Source organism: Kribbella sp. CA-293567, from assembly GCF_027627575.1.
GTDB lineage: Bacteria > Actinomycetota > Actinomycetes > Propionibacteriales > Kribbellaceae > Kribbella.
Genome location: NZ_CP114065.1, coordinates 2,156,159 through 2,178,780, shown reverse-complemented (window position 1 = coordinate 2,178,780; position 22,622 = coordinate 2,156,159). Strand labels below are relative to the sequence as shown.

Sequence of the window (22,622 nt, the reverse complement as noted above, 5' to 3'; positions counted from 1 at the left end):
GTAACCCGAGCGCCCACCGGTGATTGCCGTCAGTCTCGGGCGACGCCGTCTGTACGGGCGGCTTCCGCGACTGCCGCAGCGACTGCCGGGGCGACTCGGGAGTCGAACGGGGACGGGATGATGTAGTCCGGGCGCAGGTCCTCGGCGGGGATCAGGTTGGCGAGCGCTTCGGCGGCGGCCAGCTTCATGCCCTCGGTGATCCGGCTGGCGTTGACGTCGAAGGCACCGCGGAAGATGCCCGGGAAGGCCAGCACGTTGTTGATCTGGTTCGGGAAGTCCGAGCGGCCGGTGGCGACCACCGCGGCATGGCGGTGGGCGATGTCGGGGTGCACCTCGGGGTTCGGGTTGGCCAGGGCGAAGATCATCGCGCCCGGTGCCATCCGCGCGATGGCCTCCTCGGGCACCGTGCCGCCGGAGACACCGAGGAAGACGTCGGCGCCGTCCAGCGCATCAACCAGGCGGCCGGAAAGCCCACCGGTGTTGGTGTCCTTGGCCAGTGAGAGCTTGACCGGATTGAGGTCCGAGCGGTCCTCGTGCAGCACGCCCTTGCTGTCCACGACGGCCAGGTCGCCGACCCCGGCCTGCAACAGGATCCGCGCGCAGGCGACTCCGGCCGCGCCCGCGCCGGAGATGACCACGCGGATGTCCCCGATCGACTTGCCGGTCACCCGCAACGCGTTTCGCAACGCGGCCAGCACCACGACCGCCGTACCGTGCTGGTCGTCGTGGAAGACCGGGATGTCCAGGCGTTCCTTCAGCCGGCGCTCGATCTCGAAGCAGCGCGGCGCCGAGATGTCCTCCAGGTTGATCCCGCCGAAGGTCGGTGCCAGCCGGACCACGGTCTCGACGAACTCGTCCACGTCGGTGCAGTCCAGCGCGATCGGCACCGAGTCGACGCCGCCGAACTCCTTGAACAGCAGGGCTTTGCCCTCCATCACCGGCAGCGACGCGGCCGGCCCGATGTCACCGAGTCCGAGGACCGCGGTGCCGTCGGTGACGACCGCGACCACGTTGGACTTCCAGGTGTACTTGCGGACCAGCGACGGGTCCTCGGCGATCGCGGTACAGACCCGGGCGACGCCGGGGGTGTAGGCGCGGGACAACTCGTCGGCGTCGGCGACCCGGACCGAGGACGTGACCTCGATCTTGCCGCCGAGATGCAACTCGAAGACCGGGTCACCGGCGTACGGATCGGTGGCGGGCGCGACGGTGGACGGAACGACTTCGGCGACCATGAAGAAGGACCCCTTAGATCAGTGCGGCACATCGGAGTGCAGGCAGGATTACGGAGAGTGGGCGTTCGGTGAAGGGTGCGTCGAACGGCGCCGTTGCCAGGGGGTCACCCGTGGCTACGAGTAAACCACAGCACGCACTGGTCTGGTCTGTGAGGGCCGCCACTCCAACCCGCCCCGGTGACGATCGAGTCTCGTCCGGGGTTACCAGCCGACACACGCCTCCCTGCTGTGTCAGGATGCGGAGAATCCGGCCCGGTACCGCCCGGACCGGAGTCCAAGATCCACTGTCGAGGAGTCCTAGCGATGAACATCGTCCCCACCCTCAGCAAGAGTCGCCGCGCGATCGCCGTCGCGTCCGTCGCCGTGCTCGCGCTCACGTTGTCCGCCTGTGGCGGCGGCGACGACTCGGCCGGTGGCGGAGGAGGCGAGGACAAGGCCAAGGCGGCCGGCATCACGCTGGTCAAGTCGGGTCAGCTGACCTCCTGCACGCACCTGTCGTACAAGCCCTTCGAGTTCAAGGAAGGCACCAAGGTCGTCGGTTTCGACGTCGACCTGATCGACCTGCTGGCCAAGGACCTCGGCGTCGAGCAGGAGGTGGTCAGCCTGGAGTGGGCCCAGATCACCTCCGGTGCCGCCTTCAAGGCCAAGAAGTGTGACGTCGGCATGGGCGCGATGACGATCACCCCGGAGCGGCAGGCGGCGATCGGGATCTCCGAGCCGTACATGGACGCCAGCCAGGTGCTGCTGGTCAAGAAGGACGCGCCGTACAAGGCGCTGGCCGACCTGAAGGGCAAGAAGGTCGGCGTCCAGGCCGACACCACCGGCAAGGACTACGCCGAGAAGACCCAGAAGGAACTCGGCTACCAGGTGATCACCTTCCCCGACCTGACCAGCATGGCCAACAACGTGAAGTCCGGCCGCGTCGACGCCGGTGTCAACGACAACGGCGCGCTCTACGACTACGTCAAGGACAACCCGGACACCGCGGTCGCCGCCGAGTTCGACACCGGCGAGAAGTACGGCTTCGCCGCCGACAAGAGCGACCCGAGCAGCGTCAAGCTGATCGAGAAGCTGAACGCGGCACTGAAGAAGGCCAAGGAGGACGGCACCTACAAGGAGCTGTACAAGAAGTGGTTCGGGGTTGAGCCGAAGCAGTGACTGCCACCACGACCACCACTCCTGAGGCGCGACGGGGGCTGAGTCCGCGGCAGCGGGCCCAGCGCTCGCGCCTGATCCAGTACGCCCTGCTGGTCGCGCTCGCCGTCGTCGCAGCGCTCGCGGCCGACTGGGGCCAGATCATCGACGTGTTCTTCCGGCCGGAGCTGGTCAGGTCGGCCTTCGAGAACGGTCTGCTGAACGCGCTGGTGAAGACGATCGTCTACACCGCGGGCGCTTTCGTCATCGGTCTGGCCGGCGGCACCGTGCTGGCACTGATGCGGCTCAGCCGGGTCGGTCCCTACCGCTGGCTGGCCACCGCGTACATCGAGTTCTTCCGTGGCCTGCCGGCCATCATCGTGTTCATCGCGTTCAGCCTGCTGCCGTTGGCGTTCGAGGGCCTCGTCATCCCGCTCGACCCGTACGGGACGGTCTGGCTGGCGCTCGGCATCGTCGCGGCGGCGTACATGGCGGAGGTGATCCGGGCCGGCATCCAGGCGGTCCCGAAGGGGCAGGTCGAGGCGGCCCGCTCACTGGGGATGCCGCCGGCGCTGGCGACCCGCAAGATCGTGCTGCCACAGGCGTTCCGGATCGTGCTGCCACCGCTGGCCAACGACCTGATCCTGCTGGTGAAGGACTCGTCGCTGATCTTCATCATCGGCACCTCGGCGACCGCGCTGGAGTTGACCGGCTTCGGCAAGGAGCTGGCCAACAGCGAGTCGAACCTGACTCCGCTGGTCACCGCCGGCTTCTGCTACCTGCTCATCACGTTGCCGCTGGGGATCCTGGTCCGGCGGCTGGAGGCCAAGGCTGCGAGGGCCAACTGATGACCGAACTCGTCGAGATCAAGAACCTGCACAAGTCGTTCGGCAGCAACCACGTGCTGCGCGGGATCGACTTCACCGTGAGCGAGGGTGAGGTCGTCTGCGTGATCGGCCCGTCCGGCTCCGGCAAGTCCACGCTGCTGCGGTGCGTGAACCTGCTGGAGCAGCCCGAGCAGGGCCAGGTGCTGTTCCGCGGTGACGACATCACCGATCCGGACTGCCACCTGGACGCCGCGCGGCAGCACATCGGGATGGTGTTCCAGCAGTTCAACCTGTTCCCGCACCTGTCCGTGCTGACCAACTGCACCGTCGCGCAGACGACCGTACTGAAGCGCAGCAAGGCCGAGGCGGACAAGATCGCCCTGGCCAACCTGGACCGGGTCGGCCTGAACGACAAGGTGAACGCGTATCCGCTGCAGCTGTCCGGTGGGCAGCAGCAGCGGGTCGCGATCGCCCGGGCGCTGTCGATGGACCCGGCGCTGATGCTGTTCGACGAACCCACCTCGGCGCTCGACCCCGAGCTCGTCGGCGACGTCCTGACGGTGATGCGCAAGCTCGCCCTGGACGGCATGACGATGCTCGTGGTCACCCACGAGATGGCCTTCGCCCGCGAGGTCGCGGACCGGGTCGTCTTCATGGACGGCGGCGTGATCGTCGAGCAGGGCCCACCGGCCGAGGTGATCGGCGCGCCCCAGCAGGAGCGCACCCAGAACTTCCTCCGCCGGGTGCTCAACCCGACCCACGTCGAGGACGTCTGAGCCGTACCCCGTACTGACGACGCGAGGCCGGTTCCCCAGCAGGGGAACCGGCCTCGCTGGTCGTTCAGCCGATGCCGACACCGAACACGTGCAGGCCACCGTTGGCCGGCAGGGTGACCAGCTCGACGGTCTTGGCCGGATCCAGCGGCAGGGAGTTCGCGAACACGCGGTACTGGTACTCCGCGTTCGCGTACCCGGCCGGGGTGTTCCGCCCGGTGGTCGAGATCGCCAGGGTCGCGCCGTGGGCGCCGGCGTCCTGGAACGACCAGTTGGGGAAGCCGATCGATCCGCTGGTGGAGGTGCCGTCGGAGTACCAGACCTTCACCAGGCCTACGGCGGCCTGACCTGCTCCCGAGCCGAGCAGGACCAGCTTCGACCCCTGACCGGAGTACGCGAAGGTCTGTCCGGTGGCGACCGCGTTGTCCTTGCTGCCGACCGGGCCGGGCCAGTTGAAGGTGGCACCGAGCGCGGTCACCGTGCTGCCCGGTGTGACGCCCTTCTCCGCGAGGCGCTGAGCGGAGAAGCTGTTGCCGTCGCCATCGAAATCGCCCTTGGCGGGATCGGACTCGTTGCTCACGGCCACGTTGTTGAAGGCGGCGGCCAGGTTCGGCAACGGCGTACCGGATCTCTGGGTGCGGGTGCCGGCCGCTTCACCACCGGAGTACCTGGCCGTGGCGGTGAAGGTGCGGAGAGTGAAGCCGGGTCGTTGCTCGGGCACCCGGATCTGGAAGGCGACGGTGACGGAGCTGCCTGGTTTCAAGGCCTCCTTGACCACTCGGGTCTCCGGGGAGACCGTCCAGCCGACCGGGCCGGCGAAGGTCACCGCGAGCTTCGACAGCTTGGCCGCCGACCTGTTCGTGACCGTGACGTCGACCGATGCGATCACCGGACCGGCGAGGTCGACCTCCGAGATGGTCACCTCGACCGGCCCGGCCGCCGCGGCCGGGAGCTGTGGGACGAGCAGGGTGGCCGTGAACGCCAGCAGGAGTAGGAGTTTCTTCATCAGGGCCGGCCTTTCAGCTCGTGGGAGGCATGTCGGTCTCGCGGGAGTCGAGTCCGAGCCGCAGCTCGGACCAGCGGCCGCGGGTGAAGTCGGGGACGTCGACCGGCCGGCCGTCCTTCTTCAGCGACTCCACGCTCAACGGGACCGGTGCGCACCAGGCAGCCGAGTCGTACACGTCGATGTCGGGCACCAGGCCCGCCCGCATCTGCTGCACGATCCGCCACTGCAGCACGTAGTCCATACCGCCGTGGCCGCCGTTGTTCTCCGCGTCGTCGCCGATCTTCTTCCACAGCCAGTGGTCGTAGTCGGCCCGGTACGGCGCGAAGTCACGCCAGGAGTGACCCCCGTGGTCGGGCTCGAGGTAGACCCGCCCACCGGTGCTGCCGACCGGAACGTAGTCCTCGAAGATGCCGCGACTGCCCGCCAGGCTGTTGATCCGGCTGTACGGACGGGGCGAGCTGACATCGTGCTCGGCCCGCAGTACGCGCCCTTTGGCGGTGTCGATCAAACAGGTGACCAGGTCGCCGTTGACGTACTTCTCGTTCCACGACGGATGCGTCTTCGGGATGTTGCGCTCGCGGTAGTCGGCCAGGCCGCGCGGTGCCGTGGCCGTCGCCCGCAGAGTGGTGAAGCGGTCGCCGCGGTTGATGTCCATCGCGGCCGCGATCGGCGCCAGGCCGTGCATCGCATAGAAGCTGGCGGTGCTGCGGGTGTGCCACTTCCGCCGCCAGGAGTCGGTGTAGTAGGTGTCGCTGAACAGCAGCTCCCGCAAGTCGTGCAGGTAGCCGCCGTGCCCGTTGGTGATCTCACCGAACAGCCCTTCGTGGGCCATCTTCAGCATCGCCAGCTCGTTGCGGCCGTAACTGCAGTTCTCCATCAGCCAGAGGTGCTTACGGGTTCGCTCCGAGGTGTCGACCAGATCCCAGAGCTGCTTGAGCTCCGTGGCGATCGGCAGCTCCACGCCGACGTGCTTGCCGCCTAGCAGAGCCGCCTTGCCCTGCTCGTAGTGGAACTCCCAGGGCGTGGCGATGTAGACCAGGTCCACGTCACTGCTGCGGACCAGCTCCTTGTAGGCGGCCGCGGTGCCGCCGTACTCCGTCGGGCGTGGTTTGCCGAGCTTCACCAGCTTGTCGGCCGCTGCCTTGGCCCGGTCGGCCCGGATGTCGCAGACGGCGGTGACGACCGCGCCCGGGATCGCGGCCCAGCCGGACAACATCCCGGCGCCGCGGTTGCCCAGGCCGATCAGGCCGATCCGGACGGTCTGGTGGACCGGGAACGGGACGTCGATCATCGATCGCTGCCCCTGTCTGCGGGCCGGTGCGGCCGTCGCCTGGTCAGTGGCTGTGGTGGCGGCGGACGCAGTACCGGTGGTGGTGGCTGCGCCCAGGACGCCGGCCAGGCCGGCTCCGAGGACGGTACGGCGTGAACTGGTCGGATTCACGGAGACTCCTGTGATCGTCGAGCGGGCGGACAAGTGATGCGCAGTAGTGCTCAATAGCTGAGCATGTCTTGCAGTTGCGCGCAAGTGGTCAGAACGATCCAGAACGGGGAAGATGTACGCGGCGGGCGCGAGCGCCCAAGAGCTTCGGCCCGCCGGATTCAGCTCCGCCTGGGAGGCAAAAGACTGTGAGCAGCACCGGACGACCCGCCGAGGTCCGCCTCAGCATTCCCGCCGACAGCGCCTACATCGCGGTTCCGCGGTCGGTGGTCGGCAACCTCGCCGCCCGCAACGACTTCACCGTGGACGCGATCGACGACCTGCGGATCGCGGTGGACGAGGCGTGCTCGCTGCTGCTGCCACAGGCCACCGACGGCGTCCTGGACCTGGTTTTCGCGATCGCCCCGCCGCAGCTGACGATCAGCACGACGGCCACCGTGCCGAGCGACTGGAAGCCGGACACCACCTCGTTCGGCTGGACCGTGCTGACCGCGCTGGTGGAGTCCGCCGCGGCCGAGACCGTCGACGGCCGGCTGACCATCACGGTGTCCGCGTCGGCGACCGCGCCGGAGAAGGCGTGACCGACGACAGACCCCTGGGCATCGAGTCCCAGGAACCCGACCTACGCACCAGGACGGCCACCTTCTTCGCCGCGATGGGCGCCTCCGCCCCCGGCGAGCCGGCTCACACGGCGGCCCGGGACGGTCTGGTCTCGCTGCACATGCCGCTGGTGGAGCACCTGGCCCGGCGCTTCCGCAACCGCGGTGAGCCCTACGACGACCTGGTCCAGGTCGCCACCATCGGCCTGATCAAGGCGATCGACCGGTTCGACTCCGAGCGCGGCGTGGAGTTCTCGACGTACGCCACGCCGACGATCCTCGGCGAGATCAAGCGGTACTTCCGGGACAAGGGCTGGGCGATCCGGGTTCCCCGCCGGCTCCAGGAGCTGCGGCTGTCGCTGACCGCGGCGACCGCCGAGCTGACCCAGGAGCAGGGCCGTGCCCCGACCGTCGGCGAGCTGTCCGAACGGCTGGGACTGCCGGCCGACCTGATCATCGAGGGCCTGGAGTCCGCGAACGCCTACAACACGCTGTCCCTGGACGCCCCGGACCAGAACGAGGCGGACGCCACCACGGTCCTGGACGGCCTGGGAGGCGAGGACGAGGCGCTGGAGAGCGTGGAGTACCGCGAGTCCCTCAAACCGCTCCTCGCGCAGCTGGACCACCGCGAGAAGCGCATCCTGACTCTTCGCTTCTTCCGGGGGATGACGCAGTCGCAGATCGCCGACGAGATCGGCATCTCCCAGATGCACGTCTCCCGGCTGCTCGCCCGCACCCTCACCGAACTCCGCGCGGGCCTGCTGAAGGAGTAGCCGCGCCTGGGCGGGAATTGGGAGACGCAAGCTAGAGGACGGGACGATCCTTCGTCGGGTCGTCGGCCAGCGCCTCCATCGACACCTTCTGGAAGATCGCGACCAGGACCACCACGGCCGCGATCGCCAGCACCACCGAGACGACGCTGGTGCTGTCACCCCAGAAGCTCCATGCGACGCCCAACTGGATCAGCTGGGCGAACACGGCCGGGCCGCGACTCCAGGTCGAGAGCCGGTAGAGCCCACGCGCCACGAAGACCAGGGCGCCGCCGTACAACCCGAGGAAGACGGCGGTGGTGACGCCCATCCGAATCCGGTCCGAGTCGATCGTTATTGCTTCGGCAATTCCGAGAACAGCGAGCACCAGCCCTTCCGCAGCGACCACGGCCGCGGCTAGCTTGAGCGGGCGGGGAGCGGTGGACGGCGTGGATTCGGTCGGCACGTGCTCCAGCGTAGTGCTGGGCCCGGAGTTGCAGGATCCTGGCCGCGATGCTGCCGGGACGACCACCCTCCTCCCCTGGAAGCGCGCCGGCCGGAGAAGTTCAGCCCCACAGGGATTGAAGATTCCGCGTAACCCCAGGGCCGTTGGATCGGTTACTTGCAGTGAACGGGTGATCGCACCAAGGTCCTTCCGTCCGGTTTCCGGACGCGATGTTCCGCTGTGCACCGGTTCGTAGTGTTAAGGAAGTGTTGTGATCGGATCGACAAGTCCAGAACCCTTGTTTCGTTCACCCGAGATTGGGAACATGGAGTCGTTCGTGAAAACGTTCACAACGCTTCGCACCACCCCCGTGCGAGTACAGCTGCGCTGACTGGGCACAGACCATGCCGTCAGCGTCAAAACTACTGAGAGAGATGGGATCCGCCATGGATTGGCGCCACCGGGCCATTTGCCTCGATGAGGACCCGGAACTATTTTTCCCCATCGGTAACACCGGGCCCGCGATCATGCAGATCGAGGAGGCCAAGCAGGTGTGCCGTCGCTGCGACGTACGTGAGCAGTGCCTGGCCTGGGCACTGGAAGCCGGCCAGGACCACGGTGTCTGGGGCGGTCTGAGTGAGGACGAGCGACGCGCTCTGAAGCGCCGCAACGCCCGCGCTCGCATCCGTACTGCCTGACACGATTTTCGACGCAGGCCCCGCGGGATCCGCGGGGCCTTTCGATTTCCCGGGCAGTTTCCCCAGGCAGGACAAGGAAAAAGCACGTTGTACCTGAAGAACTGTGGGCAAGGACCCACGGCTGTTCAGAGATAACGAGCACTACTCCTTCACTGGAAAATCGAGAACGACCGTGGTGCCCGGACCGTCTGGGTTCGGGTGGAATTCGAGCAGTCCGTCGAGTTCGCCGATCACCAGCGTGCGGACGATCGACAGGCCCAGATTGCCGGACGTCTCGGAGTCGAAGTTGGCCGGAAGTCCCTTGCCGTCATCGGTCACCACCACTCGCAACCGCCCGACCGACCGTTGGGCGGCCAGCTCGATGGTGCCGGTGGCAGCTTCCTCCGACCTGCTGCCGAAGGCGTGTTCGACCGAGTTCTGCATCAGCTCGGTCAGCACCATCGCCAGTGGCGTCGCGATCTCGGAGTCCAGTACGCCGAAGTTGCCGGTCCGGTTGATCGCCACCTGGGTCGAGACCGTCGACACGTCGGCGACCATCGCGGCCACCCGGTCGGCGACGTCGTCGAAGTCCACGTGCTCGTCGAACGACTCCGACAACGTCTCGTGCACGATCGCGATCGATCCCACCCTGCGGACGGCTTCGGCCAGCGCCGCCTGACCTTCGGGCACTGTGATGCGCCGGGCCTGCATTCGCAGTAACGCGGCGACGGTCTGCAAGTTGTTCTTGACGCGATGATGAATCTCCCGGATGGTCGCCTCCTTGGTGACCAGCTCCCGTTCCCTGCTGCGCAGCTCCGTCACGTCCCGGAGCAGGATCAGCGCGCCCACGTGCTCGCCGTCGGCGCGCAGCGGGATCGCCCGCAGGAACAGCGTCGCGTCGGAGTTCTCGATCTCGATCTCCTGCGCGGCCCGGCCGGTGAGCACCGACGCGAGCACGTCGTCCACCTTCTGCCCGCTGTGGATCAGCTCACCCGTGACGTCCTTCAGCCGGCTGCCGACCAGGTCGGTGACGAGGCCCATCCGGCGGTAGGCGGACAACGCGTTGGGGCTGGCGAACGTCACCATGCCGTGCCGATCGACCCGGATGCAGCCGTCGCCGACCCTCGGTGTGGTGGAGAGCAGCCGCTCCCCGCCGTACGGGAAGATGCCGTCGGTGATCATCCGGGCCAGGTCGGTCGCGCTCTGCAGATAGGCGATCTCGAGCCGGCTGGGCGTCCGGACACCGAGCAGGTTGGTGTTGCGGGCGATCACGGCGATCACCCGGCTGCCCCGGCGGACGGGGATGGTCTCGACCCGGACCGGGACGTCGTCGCGCCACTCCGGATCGCCCTCGCGGCAGATCCGGCCGCCGTCGTAGGCCTGGTCGAGCAGCGGGCGGCGGTCGCGCGGAATGAAGCTGCCGACGATGTCGTCCAGGTACGCCGTCGGCCCGGTGGTCGGCCGCATCTGCGCCCCGGCCCAGAAGCCGAGGCCCTCGGTGTCGGGCAGCCAGAGCACCAGGTCGGCGAAGGACAGGTCGGCGAGCATCTGCCAGTCGGACACCAGCAACTGCAGCCGGTCCAGGTCCGCCTGGTCCAGCGTCGTGTGGTTCCGCGCCACATCGGTCAAGGACGGCACGGGTCCGAGCCTAGGCCATCTCGCCGGTGCGGGCGGTCGGCTGGGGCTCCGGCGACTGGGTACGGGGGTGGTTGCGGCGGCCCAGCCTGGGAAGGCTCGACAGGCGGCGCTCGACAGGTTGGGGTGGATGGGTGTTGATTGAGCAGGTCCAAGTGAAAGGATGCATCGGTGGAGTCGACGTACTGGCAGGACGTGATGGCCGCGGACTACGCGGTACCGCACGACCGCGCGCTGCCCGACCTCACCGAGGAGCTCGTCCGCGGCCTCGCCAGCACCAACCCGCAGGTGCGGGACGCGCTGGCCTATCCGACGCTGGCCACCTGGCTGGAGCGCGGGGTCTACGACGACCTGCTGCCGGGCTTCGGTGATGGTCTGTGCGCTGGTCTGGCCTACGGGCTCGGTGAGGACGGCACCGACACGGTGTTCCGGCGGTCCTTCACCGCGCTGACGCTGGCGGAGGTGATCCACCGCGACAACGCCGAGTTCCTCGTCCACGACGAGGTGGTGATGCGCTGGGGCGACCGGCTGGCCACCTGGCTGCTGCGCGAGCGCGACCTGCGCGGGTATGTCGCCGACTGCGGCTGGGCGCATGCCGTCGCACACGGCGCCGACGCGATCGGCGCGCTGGCCCGCTCCCGGCACTGCGACGCCGGCGTACTGCGGGCCCTGCTCGACGTGCTGGCCGACCGGATCGTGAAGGAGACGCAGTACCGCTGGGTGCACGAGGAGCACGACCGGGTCGCCCACGCGGTGATGACGATCCTGCACCGCAACATGCTGACCAGCGACGAACTGGAGCGCTGGCTCAAGCCGATCGCCGCGACGGCGGCCCAGCAGCCGCTGATGCACGAGACGCTGCCCGAGTGGCCGACGCCCAACGTGTTCAACGCCCGCAGCGTCCTGCACGTGCTGCTCAGCCAGCTGGCCATCGGCGTCAAGGGCTTCCCGATCCCCGGCGACGACGAACTCTTCGGCCGCCCGATCGAAGCCCGCGCCGACATGCTGCTGCTGCTGACCGAAGCGGTCCGCGGGTCGCAGCCGTACATCTACCGCCCGGCCAAGTAGGCATTTCGCACCTACTACCCCGGTACGGCGACCGTCGCGATCACGGCGCGATGGTCGGAGCCCGGCAGGTCGTAGGTCCTGAACTTGCCGGGGAGAAGGCCGTTGGTGGCGACGACGTGGTCGATCTGGGTGCGGAAGAGGGCTGGACGATCAGCCGGCCAGGTGCCCTGGAGGCCGGCTCCGACGGAGGGCGCGACGCTCTTGCAGTGGCGGCCGAGGGCGGCGCGGAAGTCGGCGTGGTCGGTGGTCGCGTTGAAGTCGCCGGCGAGGATCGTCGGCGGGCCGTCGGAACACCAGTCCTTGACGATCTGCAGGTCCTGCTTCCAGATCGTCACGTCCTTCGGCAGCGGCGGATAGCCGTGGTAGGCGATCAGACGGAGCTTGCCGAGGTTGCCGCCGGTGATGACGATGTGGCCGAACTGGGTGCTGGTCTGCTGCACCGGCCCGATCGTCTCCGCGCCCGGAGCGCCGGCGCCGGGCTTCGGCGTACCGGGTTGTTCGGCGCTGACCTTGCCCGTGTCCAGCTTCTCGGAGTCGAACTGGACGCTGCCCAGGCCGGCCGCGACCAGCACGCTGGTGGCGCTCTCCACGGCCGCGTTGGCCTGCTGGGTGTAGCCGTTGTACTTCAGGCCCTGCAGGTGCGCCTCGATCTCCTGCCGTACGTCGACCTGGGCCTCCGGCAACGAGACGATGTCGGGCTTGTGGGTGCTGATCAGCTTGGCCACCTCCGCCGCGTCGGCGCCGCCGCCCAGCACATTGGCCGCCATCACCGTCAGAACCCGTGAGCCGGCCGGTGGTGGATTCGGCTTGGACAGGTCCCGCGGGGCGATCAGCGCGCCGCCGGTGAGGGCCAGCAGGATCACCAGACCGGCTGCGATCCGCCAGTTCCAGCGCAGCAGCATCGCCACGCCCAAGACCAGCACGAGCACCAGGAGCTGCGGCCGGAAGGACACCAGCTGAGTGAACGGGGTGACCTCGTCCAGCCCGTACAGCTCCGGATACAGCGGCAGGGCAACGACCAGCAGGAACAGCACCGACAGCACGATCCGCCGAAGGTTCCAGGCCGCCTCTGTGTCCATCACTCACCCCGTAGGTCTAGTCGCTGTGCGTCAGCGAGCTGTAGCGTTCACCGCGCGCCTGTGTCCTGAGGAGGTTGCTGTGTCCAAACTTGCCGCGGTCAGACCCGGCTACTGGATCGCCGGAGTACTGCTGACGGTCTCGGTGGTCGTACCGCTTCTAGTCTCCACCTATGCCCGGGACGAACCCCGGTTATGGGGTTTTCCGTTCTTCTACTGGTACCAGCTGCTCTGGGTCTTCCTGTCCGCCATCACGGTGAGCATCTCGTACCAGCTGGTGATGCGGGAGGAGCGTAAGCGACGGGCCGCGGCCGGTCTCGACGCCGGATCCAGCAGGAAGGAGGGCAAGCGATGAACACCACGGTGGACTACGTCCAGCTCACGATCGTCGTCCTCATCTTCGTCGCGGTCACCGTGATGGGCTTCATGGCGGCCCGCTGGCGGCGTACCGGGGAGCTCGACAGTCTGGACGAGTGGGGTCTGGGTGGACGGGGCTTCGGCACCTTCATCACCTGGTTCCTGCTCGGCGGAGACCTCTACACGGCGTACACCTTCGTCGCGGTGCCGGCCGCGATGTACGCCACCGGCGCGATCAGCGGCTTCTTCGCGGTGCCCTACACGATCGTCGTCTACCCGATCATCTTCATCTTCATGTCCCGGCTCTGGTCGGTCGCGCACCGCAACGGCTACGTGACCCCGGCGGACTTCGTCGGCGGCCGCTACGGCAGCCGTGGCCTCTCGCTGGCGGTCGCCGTCACCGGCATCCTGGCGACCATGCCGTACATCGCGCTGCAGTTGGTCGGCATGCAGGCAGTCTTCGAGACGATGGGCCTGGGCGGCAAGAACCTGCTCGAGAAGGACCTGCCGCTGCTGATCGCCTTCGCCGTCCTGGCGGCGTACACGTACTCCTCGGGGCTGCGCGCGCCGGCCATGATCGCGTTCGTCAAGGACGGCCTGATCTACCTGGTGATCGCGGTCGCGATCATCTACCTGCCGCACGCGCTCGGCGGCTGGGACTCCATCTTCGAGGCGGCCAAGACCAAGTTCGAGACGCCGAACCCGACCACCGGGAAGCCGAGCGGCGCCCTGATCCCGGGTGAGACCGGCTACTCGGCGTACATGACGCTCGCGCTCGGTTCGGCGATGGCGCTGTTCATGTACCCGCACTCGGTGACCGCTGTGCTGTCGACCAAGGACCGCAACGTCGTACGGCGGAACGCGGCGATCCTGCCGGCGTACTCGCTGCTGCTCGGCCTGCTCGCGCTGCTGGGGTTCATGGCGATCAAGGCCAACGTGAACATCACCGGCCTGGACGGGCTGCCGAACCCGCAGCTGGCGATCCCGCGGTTGTTCGACCAGGAGTTCCCCGCCTGGTTCGCCGGCATCGCCTTCGCGGCGATCGCGGTCGGTGCGCTGGTCCCGGCGGCGATCATGTCGATCGCGGCGGCCAACCTGTTCACCCGCAACATCTACCGCGACTTCCTCAAGAAGGACGCCACCCCGGCCCAGGAGGCCAAGGTCTCCAAGCTGGCCTCGCTGCTGGTGAAGTTCGGCGCGCTCGTCTTCGTGCTCGGGATGGACAAGACGATCTCGCTCAACCTGCAGTTGCTGGGCGGAATCTGGATCCTGCAGACCTTCCCGGCGATCGTGGTCGGTCTGTTCACCCGGTGGTTCCACCGCTGGGCGCTGCTGGCCGGCTGGGCGGTCGCGATGGTGTTCGGCACCATCGAGGCCTACAACGTGATCAACCCGGCGACCAAGAAGCACTTCGGTGGTTCGCTGGCGAACATCCCGTTCACCGAGACGCAGGTCTACATCGGGCTCACCGCGATCGGGATCAACCTGGTCATCACCGTCGCGCTGACGCTGATCTTCCGGGCGCTCAAGGTGCCGGAGGGCAAGGACACCACGCATCCCACCGACTACCTCGCGGACGCGGGCGACCCGGGCGTGAAGGAGCTGCCGGAGCTGCTGGACGAGGGCGGCGCGAAGCCGGCCAAGGCGTAGTACGGACAGTGCCTGACCCGACACGCTAAGGAGTCGGGTGCGCCGGTTTGGCGGGCCATGGCGGGCAGAATCACCAGGATGTTGCTGGTTCTGCTCGTCATGGTCCTCGCCGCGGTCGCGGCGCTGCTGACCGGCGGGCGCCTGACGGACTTGGCGGACAACACCCTGTCCGGCCTGCACTGGCTGGCCGCGGCGGCCTCAGGACAGATTCTGGGCTCTCTCACGGGCGGAATCGCGTACCCCGTCGGGTTGATCGGCTCCGCCGCCTGCATCGGCGTCTTCCTGCGCCTCAACCTGCGACGCCCCGGCGTTGCCCTGCTCGCCCTCGGCTTCGCCTGCAACGCCTTGGTGGTGGCCCTGAACGGCGCGATGCCGGTCTCCCTGGCCACCCTGGCCCGCGCCGGCATCAACGGTTTCGTCGAAGGCCCGCGCCACGAGCTTGCCGATGCCGCGACACGGCTGCCCTGGCTCGGAGACGTCGTACCGGTCGCGCTGCCCGGCCTCGGTCAAGCGATCAGCCCAGGCGACGTACTGATCGCCGCGGGCGCCGGCCTGCTCGTGTACGCCGGGATGGGTGGCACCGGCCGCGTCCCGGTCGAAGCACCGCCCAGCTGGGAAGACCTAGAACCGAAACCCGCGGCCGATCACCCGGCGCAGTGACTCGACGACGACCGGGTCGTACTCCGCGCCGATCCCCAGCCCGATGTTCTCCATCGCCTTGGCCGGCGTCTGCCCCGTGCCCTCCCCTACCAACTGCTCGTACGCCAGCGCGACGTTGACGATCCCGCTCTCCACCGGAATGGAGGAGTCGTTCGCCCGCCCCTGCCGGTACGGATCGTTGGAGTGCCGCACGATCTCGGCCACGTGATCCAGCACGCCGGACCGCTCGATGATCGAAGCCCCGATCTCCGCCGCCTGCTGCCGCTCCTCCCGACTCCGCAGCAACGACGCCCCACCCGGACTCGGATCCGCCAGCGCCAACTGCCCCACCCCGGACAGCAACGCGGCGTACTCCAACGCCTCCATCCGGGCCGGCGTCAACCCGAGATCGTTCCCGATCGCCACCGCCAGACTCGCGGTCCGCGCATTCTGCCCCGGACTACTGAACCCCGCGATCTCCGTACTCCGCGCCATCGACCGCACGGTCGTCCGATAGGTCCGCTGCGCCGACGCGAACCGCCGGAACGCGAACTGCGTCAGCAACAACGGCACGATCACCAGCGGCGGCGCCCACAGCCCGATCAACGAGGTTCCAGCCGCGAGCAGGACGCCGCCGAGCGCCATCGCCATCCCGATCTGACCCATCATTTTCAACTCGTCGCGCAAGGAGGCGGGGAATGGTTTGTTGTCGTGCTCGGTCGTCTGACCGGCACCGACCAGAGCGTCGACGACACCGGCGGTCAGGACACCGAGCAGCATGGCCAGGGTCAACGGCAACGCATGCCGCCAGGAGCCGTTCCAGGACAGGTCGGCGGGGATCACCGCGTTGAAAACCACGGCCGCACAGGCCACCGAGAGCACCCTGCGGCAAGACACCACCAGATCCCAGCGCAGACCCGCGATCGCTCGCGGTGCGACACCTGCCATGGTCGCCATGAAGGTCACCGCGATGATCTGCGCAACCTCAGGCGACGGGACGACCGACGGTCCCCGCAGCATCGCGTACCCGAGCGCGGCGCTGGTGGCGATCGGGGCCCGGTTGCGACTGCGATCGACTTTGAACTGCACCATCTCGCCGATCGCGATCAAGAAGCCGAAGGCCAGCACGAAAGACCACTCGGTGACGCCGGCGCGGGCGAGAATGACCACCGCGGCACAACCGAGTCCCATCCCGGCCAGCACGATGACGACACCACTGCCGAGCTTGCGGATCTCGAGCCCCTCGTTGGCTGCCGCCATCAGGACGGTCCAGCGGCGGAACCCGAGGCGCCACCGCTGCTGCCGAGGCTGAGGTCGTCATGGTCGATGCTGGCGCGGACGGTGGCGTCGGGCGGCAACTGCTCGACCTCCGCGGCCTTCCAGCCTTCTTCGGCGATCACTTCGACGAAGGCGTCGACCAACTGCGGATCGAAGTGCGAATGCCGGTCCTGCTCCAGGATCGCCAGCGTCTCCTCGACGCTTCGGGCCGGCCGGTAGGACCGGGTGGAGGTCAGGCAGTCGAAAGCGTCCACGATGCCGATGATGCGGGCGAAGTACGGAATGTTGGTGCCGCTCAGCCCCGCCGGATAGCCGGTGCCGTCGTACTTCTCATGGTGGTGCAGGACAGCCGACTTCACTTCTTCCAGGAACGGGATGTTGCCGATCAGTTCCACCCCGCGGGCGGGGTGCAACCGGATCGCGTCCATCTCGGAATCGTCGAGTCGTCCGGGCTTCTGGATGATGCTGGTCGGGACACCGACCTTGCCGACGTCGTGCAGCAGGCCAGCGTGCTCGAGGGCGCTCTGCCGGTCGTCGCTCAACCGGAGGAAGCGCCCGAGCATCCCCACCCCTTCGCTGACCCGCTCGGAGTGACCGCGGGTATAGAGGTCCTTGGTCTCGATCACCTGGATGAAAGCCCGCATGGTCGCGGCCTGGGCGGTCTTCTCCACCTCGTACTGCGAAAGCGCCCAACGTGCGAACAGAAGTGGGACCAGAACGAGGAAACCGGCCACCGGCCCCAGACCACCCAGCCAGACCATTGCGAGCAGCAGCCCTAGAAACCCGTATCCGGCCATGGGCAGGAAGGTCGGCACCACCACCCGGCGAATGAACTCGACCGGGCTACTTGTCCCCTCGATCGAGATCGCCAGGGAAACCAGGATGGCGTTCGCAAGGTGCATCGCGAGGTTCGCGGCCATCGTGGCGAAGATCGCCCGGGCCTCGTGATCCAGCGCTCCGCTACCTACCGGACCGGACGCGAGGTCATAGGCGATTCCTCCCGCAGCCGCTGCGAGGACGCGCTGGACACCGTTGAAGATCCGCCGGATCAAGGGGATCCGCCGTTGCACCCGAGGAAGATATGAGACTGCTGCCGCGATGACGGCAGCCCATGGACCAGCTACCACGTAGACCGTCACCAGAACCACAGAGTCCAATGAGGCAGGGGAACCGGAACCGACAGAGAACGTGAGGGCGCCGCCGACCAGCATCATGAAACAGAGCGCGACTACGGTCCAGAGGTTCTCGACGCGGCCGAAAGCGAGGCCGAGAATCAGCAGGGAGGAAGTCGTAGCGACGGCGACGTACGCGCGCAGCGCGTAACGTCGCATCACGTGACCCTACCTTTGCTCTGAGGGGTGGTTCACCAGTCCCACAAGTCACCGCCCATGATAGGCCACCTCCGTTCAGCGGTCGCGGTCTTGCGCCCGTCGGGTGACAGGCACAGGGGGCAGACAGCACATCGCTGACTCGACTTAATTTTGCTCATCAGGACTGCGCCGAAACACTGTAAGCCAGACAGTGACCCGCTGCACTGTAGCGAGCACACCGACATGGTATGAGAGACTGTGACTCTTTGCAGTTGTTACAAGGAGGCTTTCAGATGGGTAAGACCGGCCGCAAGCGTCGCGCACGGAAGAAGAAGGCCGCTAACCACGGCAAGCGTCCCAACGCCTGAGTCAGTCAGTCACTGACAGCGAGGACCCCGGTGAAAACCGGGGTCTTTGCAGTTTGGTCACATGTCACAACAAGACCAATGACCACACTGGTTTCGTATACTCAGTGTTCCCTTCTGGATACGCTTCGCTATTCGCCGAAATACTTTTGTCACCAATCCGGCACCGATTGTTATGAACCGCTCCACACGAAAGTGATTGCCCCTGAGTGGGGCGCCGCCACCACGGCGTCCGGCGTGGCGTTCTTCAACTGTGGATAACCGAAGGCGCACTGTCGGCGATCTTGCCTACAGTTGGCAAGCGGACGCATCACCTGCGTTCGCCGGAGCTGACGGGGAGATCGGTGACATGGCAAGCGCACCAGGCGGATCACTGCAACTTCGCCGGCTCGCGGTTGCGCTCACGCAGGCCGGCTTGTCCGAACTCGCCGACGCCAACGAGGCCTCTCCCGGCAGGATCGGCTGACTGTGGAAACGTTGGCCGAGTTGCTGCGGAAGTACCGGCTGGAGGCTGGCCTGACTCAGGCGAGTCTGGCGGAGAAGGCCGGGTTGAGCGAGCAGGCGATCAGTCTGCTGGAGCGTGGGACGCGGCGCCGGCCGCGGGCCGAGACGATCGAAGCGCTGACCAAGGCGATGGAGCTCGGTCCCGATGATTTGCGCCGGTTCTCGCTGGCTTCCAGGGCTCCCCGGCGGTCGGCGGCCGAATCGCCCGTACCGCGGACCGAGGCCCCACGGATGCTGCCTCGGCAATTGCCGCCCAGCTTGTCGGACTTCACCGGTCGGACTACAGAGGTCGCTGAGCTGGTCGGACTCTTCCGACCGGCCGGCGATCCGCCGGAGAGCGTCCAACTGGCCGCGGTGACCGGCATGGGCGGGGTCGGCAAGACCGCGCTGGCGGTGCACGTCGCCCACCTCGTCGGCGACGACTTCCCGGATGGTCAGCTCTATCTGGATCTCCGCGGCTACGGGCCTGAGACCCCACTTGAACCGGTCGAGGCGCTCAGTCAACTGCTCCGCTCGCTCGGCTTGGACGACGACCGAACAGTTCCCTCGGGTATCAACGAACTGGCCGGCTTGTACCGGTCGCGGCTGGCCGGTCAGCGGGTACTCCTGCTGTTGGACAATGCCAACAGCGCGGCCCAGGTGCTGCCGTTGTTGCCGGGAGTGCCAGGCTCGGCCGTCATCGCGACCAGCCGGCGCGCGCTGACCACGTTGCCGGGTTTCCGGCAGGTCGCCCTGAACGCGCTGTCCGAAGCGGATTCGATTGATCTGCTGGCCGGAATCGCCGGCCGCGACCGAACCGCGTCCGAGAGCTCAGCGGCCCACTCCATCGCCGAGCTGACCGGCCGACTGCCGTTGGCGCTCCGCCTGATCGGCGCCAGGCTCGCCGCCCGGCCAACCTGGCCGCTCACGCACATGGTGAACCAGCTCCGTGACGAGCACCGGCGGCTCGACGAGTTCGGCACCGGCGAGTCAGGGGTGCGGGCCAATATTGCCGGCAGTTTGGAGTTCCTGGCCGGCAGCAACCAGCAGCTCGACCGGCGCGCAGCCCGAGCTCTACCGCTTCTCGGTCTGCCGGACGGCGCGGACCTGAGCGCCCTGACGGCCGCGCATCTCCTCGGTCTTTCGGAATCGGTGGCCGAACAGATCCTCGAGCGCCTGGTCGATCTCAACCTGCTCTCATCCGCGCTTCCCGGTCGTTACCGGATGCACGACCTGATCCGCACCTTCGCCCGGGAACGCGCCGTTCAGGCGCTGTCGGAAGGCGTTCGTACCGACGCGATGACCCGGGTTCTGCAGCACTACACCGACGTGGCCTGGCGAAGTCACGAGCTGACTCATCCAGACAGCCGCCGGCTCGTTCTGGCCAGTCCCCCAGGCCGCCCTGGTCCGTTGCTGCCCGACGCCCCAACATCGTTGGCCTGGCTCGACCGGGAGTGGATCAACATCCTCGGAGTCGTCCAACAGGCCAGTGAGTCGGCCAGTTTGCAAGGCCGAGTCCCGGAACTAGTGCTCGCACTCTTCAGCTACGTCGAGGTTCGCTCTCACTGGATCGAAATGCGCACGATCAACCGGATCGGGCGACGGATCGCCGGTGAACTGGGTTTTCACCGGCTGGCCGCTTGGCTCGAACATGACCTCGCGATTCCGGCCGCCGAGCGCGGCGACCTATCGCCCGCGCTTGACCATCTGCGCGCGAGTCTGACGATGTTCGAGGCGATTCCCGACCTTGCCGGCCAAGCCCGCTGCTGTACGTCGCTGAGCCACGTCGCGGAACTGATGGGCCGCCTGGACGAGGCACTGCACTGGGCGGAGGAAGCGCTGGCCCTCAGCGTCCAGATCGGTGACCAGAGTGTTATCGGGATCAGCCATATGGCGCTTGGAAAGTTGCACAGCCGGCGAGGCGACCACGATCGTGCCCGAGAGTCTTTCGACCTGGCCATCGAACTGGTATCGAACTCGGGCAACCTGCGATCCCTGGCCAGGCGCTACCAGTACGCCGGCCAATCCTTCATGCAAGCCGATCGCCACTCTGCGGCCTCAGAGCTGTTGCTGAAGACCTTCGACCTCTACGAGCAACTCGAAGACGGCAACGCACAGGCAGAATGCCTGCAGAATCTGGCAACCAACTCTTTGGCCCTCGGCGACTATGCCGCCGCGATCAGCTATGCCGAGTCGGGTCTCCGGCTGGCCCGTGCCTACAGCAACCGTCAGCGTGAAGGCCAGTTGCTCACAGAGCTCGGCAAGGTCCAGGCCGCTACCGGAGACCTCGCTGCGGCATCGGAGTCTTGGCGGAACGCCGCGAGCGTCCTCCGGGCCGGTTTCCCGAACGACGAGGCTGCCGCGCTGGAGTTGCTCGCTCGGCACGATCGATCCAGCTGAGCTGGGTCACATGATCGGGCGGAGTTCCACGGTGTCGCCTGGGGAGGCGAAGCGGGCGGCGATCTCCTCGGCGCGCTCCTGGGTGGCGAAGTCGAAGAGGAAAAAGCCGGCGAGTTGCTCCTTGGCTTCGGCGTACGGGCCGTCGGTGGTGATGGGGCCGGTGCGGCCTGCGGTGTAGAAGCGGGAGTGAGCCGGGTCGCCCAGGGCCTCCGCGGTGATGAGCTCGCCGGAGACGGAGACCTCGGTCAGCAGCAGCTCGAAGTCGCGCGACATCTGGTCGTGCTGCTCGGGCGAGAGTTGCCGGCCCTCGGCGGTGTACTGCGGGGTCGGGTGGCCCCAGGGCTCCGGGTGGGAGTGGATCAGGATCACGTACTTCACGAGGAACCTCCAGCTGATGGGCGTGCCCGCGGCTCGCCTGCTGACGGTACGTCGGAACGCTCCGGTCCTTCTCGACATCCTCGCCGCAGACGCGGCCCGCGACGTACGAAGGCCCGGCGCGGATGTCCGGCCGGGCCTTGCGTGAAGTACCTGTCAGTCGGTCGAGATGATCGTGGTGGTGCTGGTCTCGATCCGGATCTCGGTGAGGCGGAGCAGGATCCGCTGACGGAGCGCGTCGGGGGCGTGTTCGTCGCCGCAGGAGCGGTGCACGAGCTTCTTCACGCAGCGCTCGATGTCGTACTGATCGAGACAGGGTGCGCACTCTTCGAGGTGCTGGCGGATCTCGTCGGTGGTGGCGTCCTCGAGTTCGTTGTCGATGAAGACGTACACACGTTCCAGGATCTCGCTGCAGTCCACGTTGTGGTCCTCGCCGCAGCTCATGACTTCTTCTCCTCGGCAGCCGCGGCGGAACCGTCCGCCGGCGCATCTTCTAGCGCGGGGATCAGGCCCCGCTCCCGGGCGTAGTCGGCCAGCAGCTCACGCAGCTGACGCCGGCCACGGTGCAGCCGCGACATCACGGTGCCCACCGGCGTCCCCATGATGTCGGCGATCTCCTTGTAGGCGAACCCCTCGACGTCGGCGAGATACACCGCCAGCCGGAAGTCCTCCGGGATCGACTGCAACGCCGACTTCACGTCGGAGTCGGGCAGATGCTCCAGAGCGACCGCCTCGGCCGACTTCAGCCCACCGGGAGTGTGCGACTCGGCGGCGGTGAGCTGCCAGTCCTCGATCTCCTCGGTCGGCGACTGCGTCGGCTGACGCTGCCGCTTGCGGTATCCGTTGATGAACGTGTTCGTCAGGATCCGGTACAGCCACGCCTTCAGGTTGGTGCCGGGCGTGAACTGGTGGAAGGAGCTGTACGCCTTCGCGAAGGTGTCCTGGACGAGGTCCTCGGCGTCGGCCGGGTTCCGCGTCATCCGCATCGCGGCGGCGTACATCTGGTCGAGGAAGGGCAGCGCCTCGCGCTCGAAGCGCTCGGTCCGCTGCTCGGGTGTCTCGGTGGTCGTCGGAGTCGGCATCGTGATCGAGAATACCGGGGT

General features: G+C 67.4%; 23 protein-coding genes. 12 read left to right on the top strand and 11 right to left on the bottom strand.

Features of this window, described 5'->3' with window-relative positions; all coding sequences use genetic code 11:
• Window positions 1-29: 29 nt before the first annotated feature.
• The gene (locus OX958_RS10555) at window positions 30-1,235 is read right to left on the bottom strand and encodes an NAD(P)-dependent malic enzyme (protein ID WP_270137089.1); all 1,206 of its coding nucleotides are present in this window, start codon (window positions 1,233-1,235) and stop codon (window positions 30-32) included.
• Window positions 1,236-1,538: 303 nt separating this feature from the next.
• On the opposite strand from OX958_RS10555, the gene OX958_RS10550 reads away from it, so the two are divergent.
• From OX958_RS10550 to OX958_RS10540, 3 genes are read left to right on the top strand one after another with little or no spacing between them, the layout of a single operon-like run.
• Window positions 1,539-2,393, top strand: coding sequence for an ABC transporter substrate-binding protein (locus OX958_RS10550; protein WP_270137088.1), 855 nt, complete (start codon window positions 1,539-1,541; stop codon window positions 2,391-2,393).
• Window positions 2,390-3,217 carry an amino acid ABC transporter permease gene (locus OX958_RS10545; RefSeq protein WP_270137086.1) on the top strand — a complete coding sequence of 276 codons (828 nt, stop codon included), beginning with the start codon at window positions 2,390-2,392 and terminating at the stop codon, window positions 3,215-3,217. The genes OX958_RS10550 and OX958_RS10545 overlap by 4 nt, the downstream gene beginning before the upstream one ends.
• Entirely contained in the window at window positions 3,217-3,972 is a 756-nt protein-coding gene (locus OX958_RS10540; RefSeq protein ID WP_270137085.1) for an amino acid ABC transporter ATP-binding protein, read from the top strand. The genes OX958_RS10545 and OX958_RS10540 overlap by 1 nt, the downstream gene beginning before the upstream one ends.
• A gap of 64 nt (window positions 3,973-4,036) precedes the next feature.
• On the opposite strand, the gene OX958_RS10535 is transcribed toward OX958_RS10540, so the two are convergent.
• Together OX958_RS10535 and OX958_RS10530 are read right to left on the bottom strand one after the other, a co-directional pair.
• Window positions 4,037-4,975, bottom strand: a complete 939-nt coding sequence (locus tag OX958_RS10535; RefSeq protein WP_270137084.1) for an NEW3 domain-containing protein — start codon at window positions 4,973-4,975, stop codon at window positions 4,037-4,039.
• Between the two features lie 13 nt (window positions 4,976-4,988).
• Window positions 4,989-6,416, bottom strand: a complete 1,428-nt coding sequence (locus OX958_RS10530; RefSeq protein ID WP_270137083.1) for a Gfo/Idh/MocA family protein — start codon at window positions 6,414-6,416, stop codon at window positions 4,989-4,991.
• Between the two features lie 185 nt (window positions 6,417-6,601).
• Between OX958_RS10530 and OX958_RS10525 the strand changes: the two genes are divergently transcribed.
• Both OX958_RS10525 and OX958_RS10520 read left to right on the top strand, forming a co-directional pair.
• Window positions 6,602-6,994 (top strand): anti-sigma regulatory factor, encoded by a 393-nt coding sequence (locus OX958_RS10525; protein WP_270137082.1) that lies wholly within the window; start codon window positions 6,602-6,604, stop codon window positions 6,992-6,994.
• Window positions 6,991-7,785 carry an RNA polymerase sigma factor SigF gene (locus tag OX958_RS10520; RefSeq protein WP_270137081.1) on the top strand — a complete coding sequence of 265 codons (795 nt, stop codon included), beginning with the start codon at window positions 6,991-6,993 and terminating at the stop codon, window positions 7,783-7,785. Before OX958_RS10525 ends, OX958_RS10520 begins: the two co-directional genes overlap by 4 nt.
• A 31-nt stretch (window positions 7,786-7,816) precedes the next feature.
• Here OX958_RS10520 and OX958_RS10515 read toward each other — a convergent pair whose 3' ends face one another.
• Window positions 7,817-8,227 carry a hypothetical protein gene (locus tag OX958_RS10515; RefSeq protein ID WP_270137080.1) on the bottom strand — a complete coding sequence of 137 codons (411 nt, stop codon included), beginning with the start codon at window positions 8,225-8,227 and terminating at the stop codon, window positions 7,817-7,819.
• Between the two features lie 425 nt (window positions 8,228-8,652).
• Here OX958_RS10515 and OX958_RS10510 point away from each other — a divergent pair, with 425 nt between their 5' ends.
• Window positions 8,653-8,904, top strand: a complete 252-nt coding sequence (locus tag OX958_RS10510; protein ID WP_270137079.1) for a WhiB family transcriptional regulator — start codon at window positions 8,653-8,655, stop codon at window positions 8,902-8,904.
• A gap of 141 nt (window positions 8,905-9,045) precedes the next feature.
• On the opposite strand, the gene OX958_RS10505 is transcribed toward OX958_RS10510, so the two are convergent.
• Window positions 9,046-10,521, bottom strand: a complete 1,476-nt coding sequence (locus OX958_RS10505) for a sensor histidine kinase (protein WP_270137078.1) — start codon at window positions 10,519-10,521, stop codon at window positions 9,046-9,048.
• Between the two features lie 168 nt (window positions 10,522-10,689).
• Here OX958_RS10505 and OX958_RS10500 point away from each other — a divergent pair, with 168 nt between their 5' ends.
• Window positions 10,690-11,586 carry a DUF2785 domain-containing protein gene (locus OX958_RS10500; protein ID WP_270137077.1) on the top strand — a complete coding sequence of 299 codons (897 nt, stop codon included), beginning with the start codon at window positions 10,690-10,692 and terminating at the stop codon, window positions 11,584-11,586.
• Between the two features lie 14 nt (window positions 11,587-11,600).
• On the opposite strand, the gene OX958_RS10495 is transcribed toward OX958_RS10500, so the two are convergent.
• A complete protein-coding gene (locus OX958_RS10495; protein WP_270137076.1) occupies window positions 11,601-12,665 on the bottom strand; it encodes an endonuclease/exonuclease/phosphatase family protein in 1,065 nt (354 codons plus the stop codon).
• Between the two features lie 79 nt (window positions 12,666-12,744).
• Between OX958_RS10495 and OX958_RS10490 the strand changes: the two genes are divergently transcribed.
• From OX958_RS10490 to OX958_RS10480, 3 genes are all read left to right on the top strand, one after another.
• Complete coding sequence (locus OX958_RS10490; RefSeq protein ID WP_270137075.1) at window positions 12,745-13,017, top strand: DUF3311 domain-containing protein; 273 nt, start codon at window positions 12,745-12,747, stop codon at window positions 13,015-13,017.
• Window positions 13,014-14,669, top strand: coding sequence for a monocarboxylate uptake permease MctP (gene mctP / locus OX958_RS10485; RefSeq protein WP_270137074.1), 1,656 nt, complete (start codon window positions 13,014-13,016; stop codon window positions 14,667-14,669). The genes OX958_RS10490 and mctP overlap by 4 nt, the downstream gene beginning before the upstream one ends.
• Before the next feature lie 78 nt (window positions 14,670-14,747).
• The gene (locus tag OX958_RS10480; RefSeq protein ID WP_270137073.1) at window positions 14,748-15,329 is read left to right on the top strand and encodes a DUF5317 domain-containing protein; all 582 of its coding nucleotides are present in this window, start codon (window positions 14,748-14,750) and stop codon (window positions 15,327-15,329) included.
• Here the strand turns inward: OX958_RS10480 and OX958_RS10475 are convergent.
• Window positions 15,291-16,568, bottom strand: coding sequence for an HD-GYP domain-containing protein (locus OX958_RS10475; protein ID WP_270137072.1), 1,278 nt, complete (start codon window positions 16,566-16,568; stop codon window positions 15,291-15,293). The genes OX958_RS10480 and OX958_RS10475 overlap by 39 nt on opposite strands.
• Window positions 16,568-17,917 carry an HD-GYP domain-containing protein gene (locus OX958_RS10470; RefSeq protein ID WP_270137071.1) on the bottom strand — a complete coding sequence of 450 codons (1,350 nt, stop codon included), beginning with the start codon at window positions 17,915-17,917 and terminating at the stop codon, window positions 16,568-16,570. Before OX958_RS10470 ends, OX958_RS10475 begins: the two co-directional genes overlap by 1 nt.
• 272 nt (window positions 17,918-18,189) lie before the next feature.
• Here OX958_RS10470 and OX958_RS35345 point away from each other — a divergent pair, with 272 nt between their 5' ends.
• A complete protein-coding gene (locus OX958_RS35345; protein WP_371863162.1) occupies window positions 18,190-18,264 on the top strand; it encodes a 50S ribosomal protein bL37 in 75 nt (24 codons plus the stop codon).
• 465 nt (window positions 18,265-18,729) lie between these two features.
• Complete coding sequence (locus OX958_RS10465) at window positions 18,730-21,144, top strand: ATP-binding protein (protein WP_270137070.1); 2,415 nt, start codon at window positions 18,730-18,732, stop codon at window positions 21,142-21,144.
• 6 nt (window positions 21,145-21,150) lie between these two features.
• On the opposite strand, the gene OX958_RS10460 is transcribed toward OX958_RS10465, so the two are convergent.
• From OX958_RS10460 to OX958_RS10450, 3 genes are all read right to left on the bottom strand, one after another.
• Entirely contained in the window at window positions 21,151-21,522 is a 372-nt protein-coding gene (locus OX958_RS10460; RefSeq protein ID WP_270137069.1) for a YciI family protein, read from the bottom strand.
• A gap of 153 nt (window positions 21,523-21,675) precedes the next feature.
• Window positions 21,676-21,963, bottom strand: coding sequence for a mycothiol system anti-sigma-R factor (gene rsrA, locus OX958_RS10455; protein WP_270137068.1), 288 nt, complete (start codon window positions 21,961-21,963; stop codon window positions 21,676-21,678).
• Entirely contained in the window at window positions 21,960-22,601 is a 642-nt protein-coding gene (locus OX958_RS10450) for a sigma-70 family RNA polymerase sigma factor (RefSeq protein ID WP_270137067.1), read from the bottom strand. Before OX958_RS10450 ends, rsrA begins: the two co-directional genes overlap by 4 nt.
• Between the last annotated feature and the right edge of the window lie 21 nt (window positions 22,602-22,622).

Excerpts from the sequence above, each read along its gene's own strand:
- OX958_RS10470 (WP_270137071.1), bottom strand. The coding sequence starts at position 17,917 with ATGCGACGTTACGCGCTGCGCGCGTACGTCGCCGTCGCTACGACTTCC.
- rsrA (WP_270137068.1), bottom strand. The coding sequence starts at position 21,963 with ATGAGCTGCGGCGAGGACCACAACGTGGACTGCAGCGAGATCCTGGAA.
- OX958_RS10555 (WP_270137089.1), bottom strand. The coding sequence starts at position 1,235 with ATGGTCGCCGAAGTCGTTCCGTCCACCGTCGCGCCCGCCACCGATCCG.
- mctP (WP_270137074.1), top strand. The coding sequence starts at position 13,014 with ATGAACACCACGGTGGACTACGTCCAGCTCACGATCGTCGTCCTCATC.
- OX958_RS10480 (WP_270137073.1), top strand. The coding sequence starts at position 14,748 with ATGTTGCTGGTTCTGCTCGTCATGGTCCTCGCCGCGGTCGCGGCGCTG.
- OX958_RS10535 (WP_270137084.1), bottom strand. The coding sequence starts at position 4,975 with ATGAAGAAACTCCTACTCCTGCTGGCGTTCACGGCCACCCTGCTCGTC.
- OX958_RS10495 (WP_270137076.1), bottom strand. The coding sequence starts at position 12,665 with ATGGACACAGAGGCGGCCTGGAACCTTCGGCGGATCGTGCTGTCGGTG.
- OX958_RS10475 (WP_270137072.1), bottom strand. The coding sequence starts at position 16,568 with ATGGCGGCAGCCAACGAGGGGCTCGAGATCCGCAAGCTCGGCAGTGGT.
- OX958_RS10450 (WP_270137067.1), bottom strand. The coding sequence starts at position 22,601 with ATGCCGACTCCGACGACCACCGAGACACCCGAGCAGCGGACCGAGCGC.
- OX958_RS10540 (WP_270137085.1), top strand. The coding sequence starts at position 3,217 with ATGACCGAACTCGTCGAGATCAAGAACCTGCACAAGTCGTTCGGCAGC.
- OX958_RS10510 (WP_270137079.1), top strand. The coding sequence starts at position 8,653 with ATGGATTGGCGCCACCGGGCCATTTGCCTCGATGAGGACCCGGAACTA.
- OX958_RS10550 (WP_270137088.1), top strand. The coding sequence starts at position 1,539 with ATGAACATCGTCCCCACCCTCAGCAAGAGTCGCCGCGCGATCGCCGTC.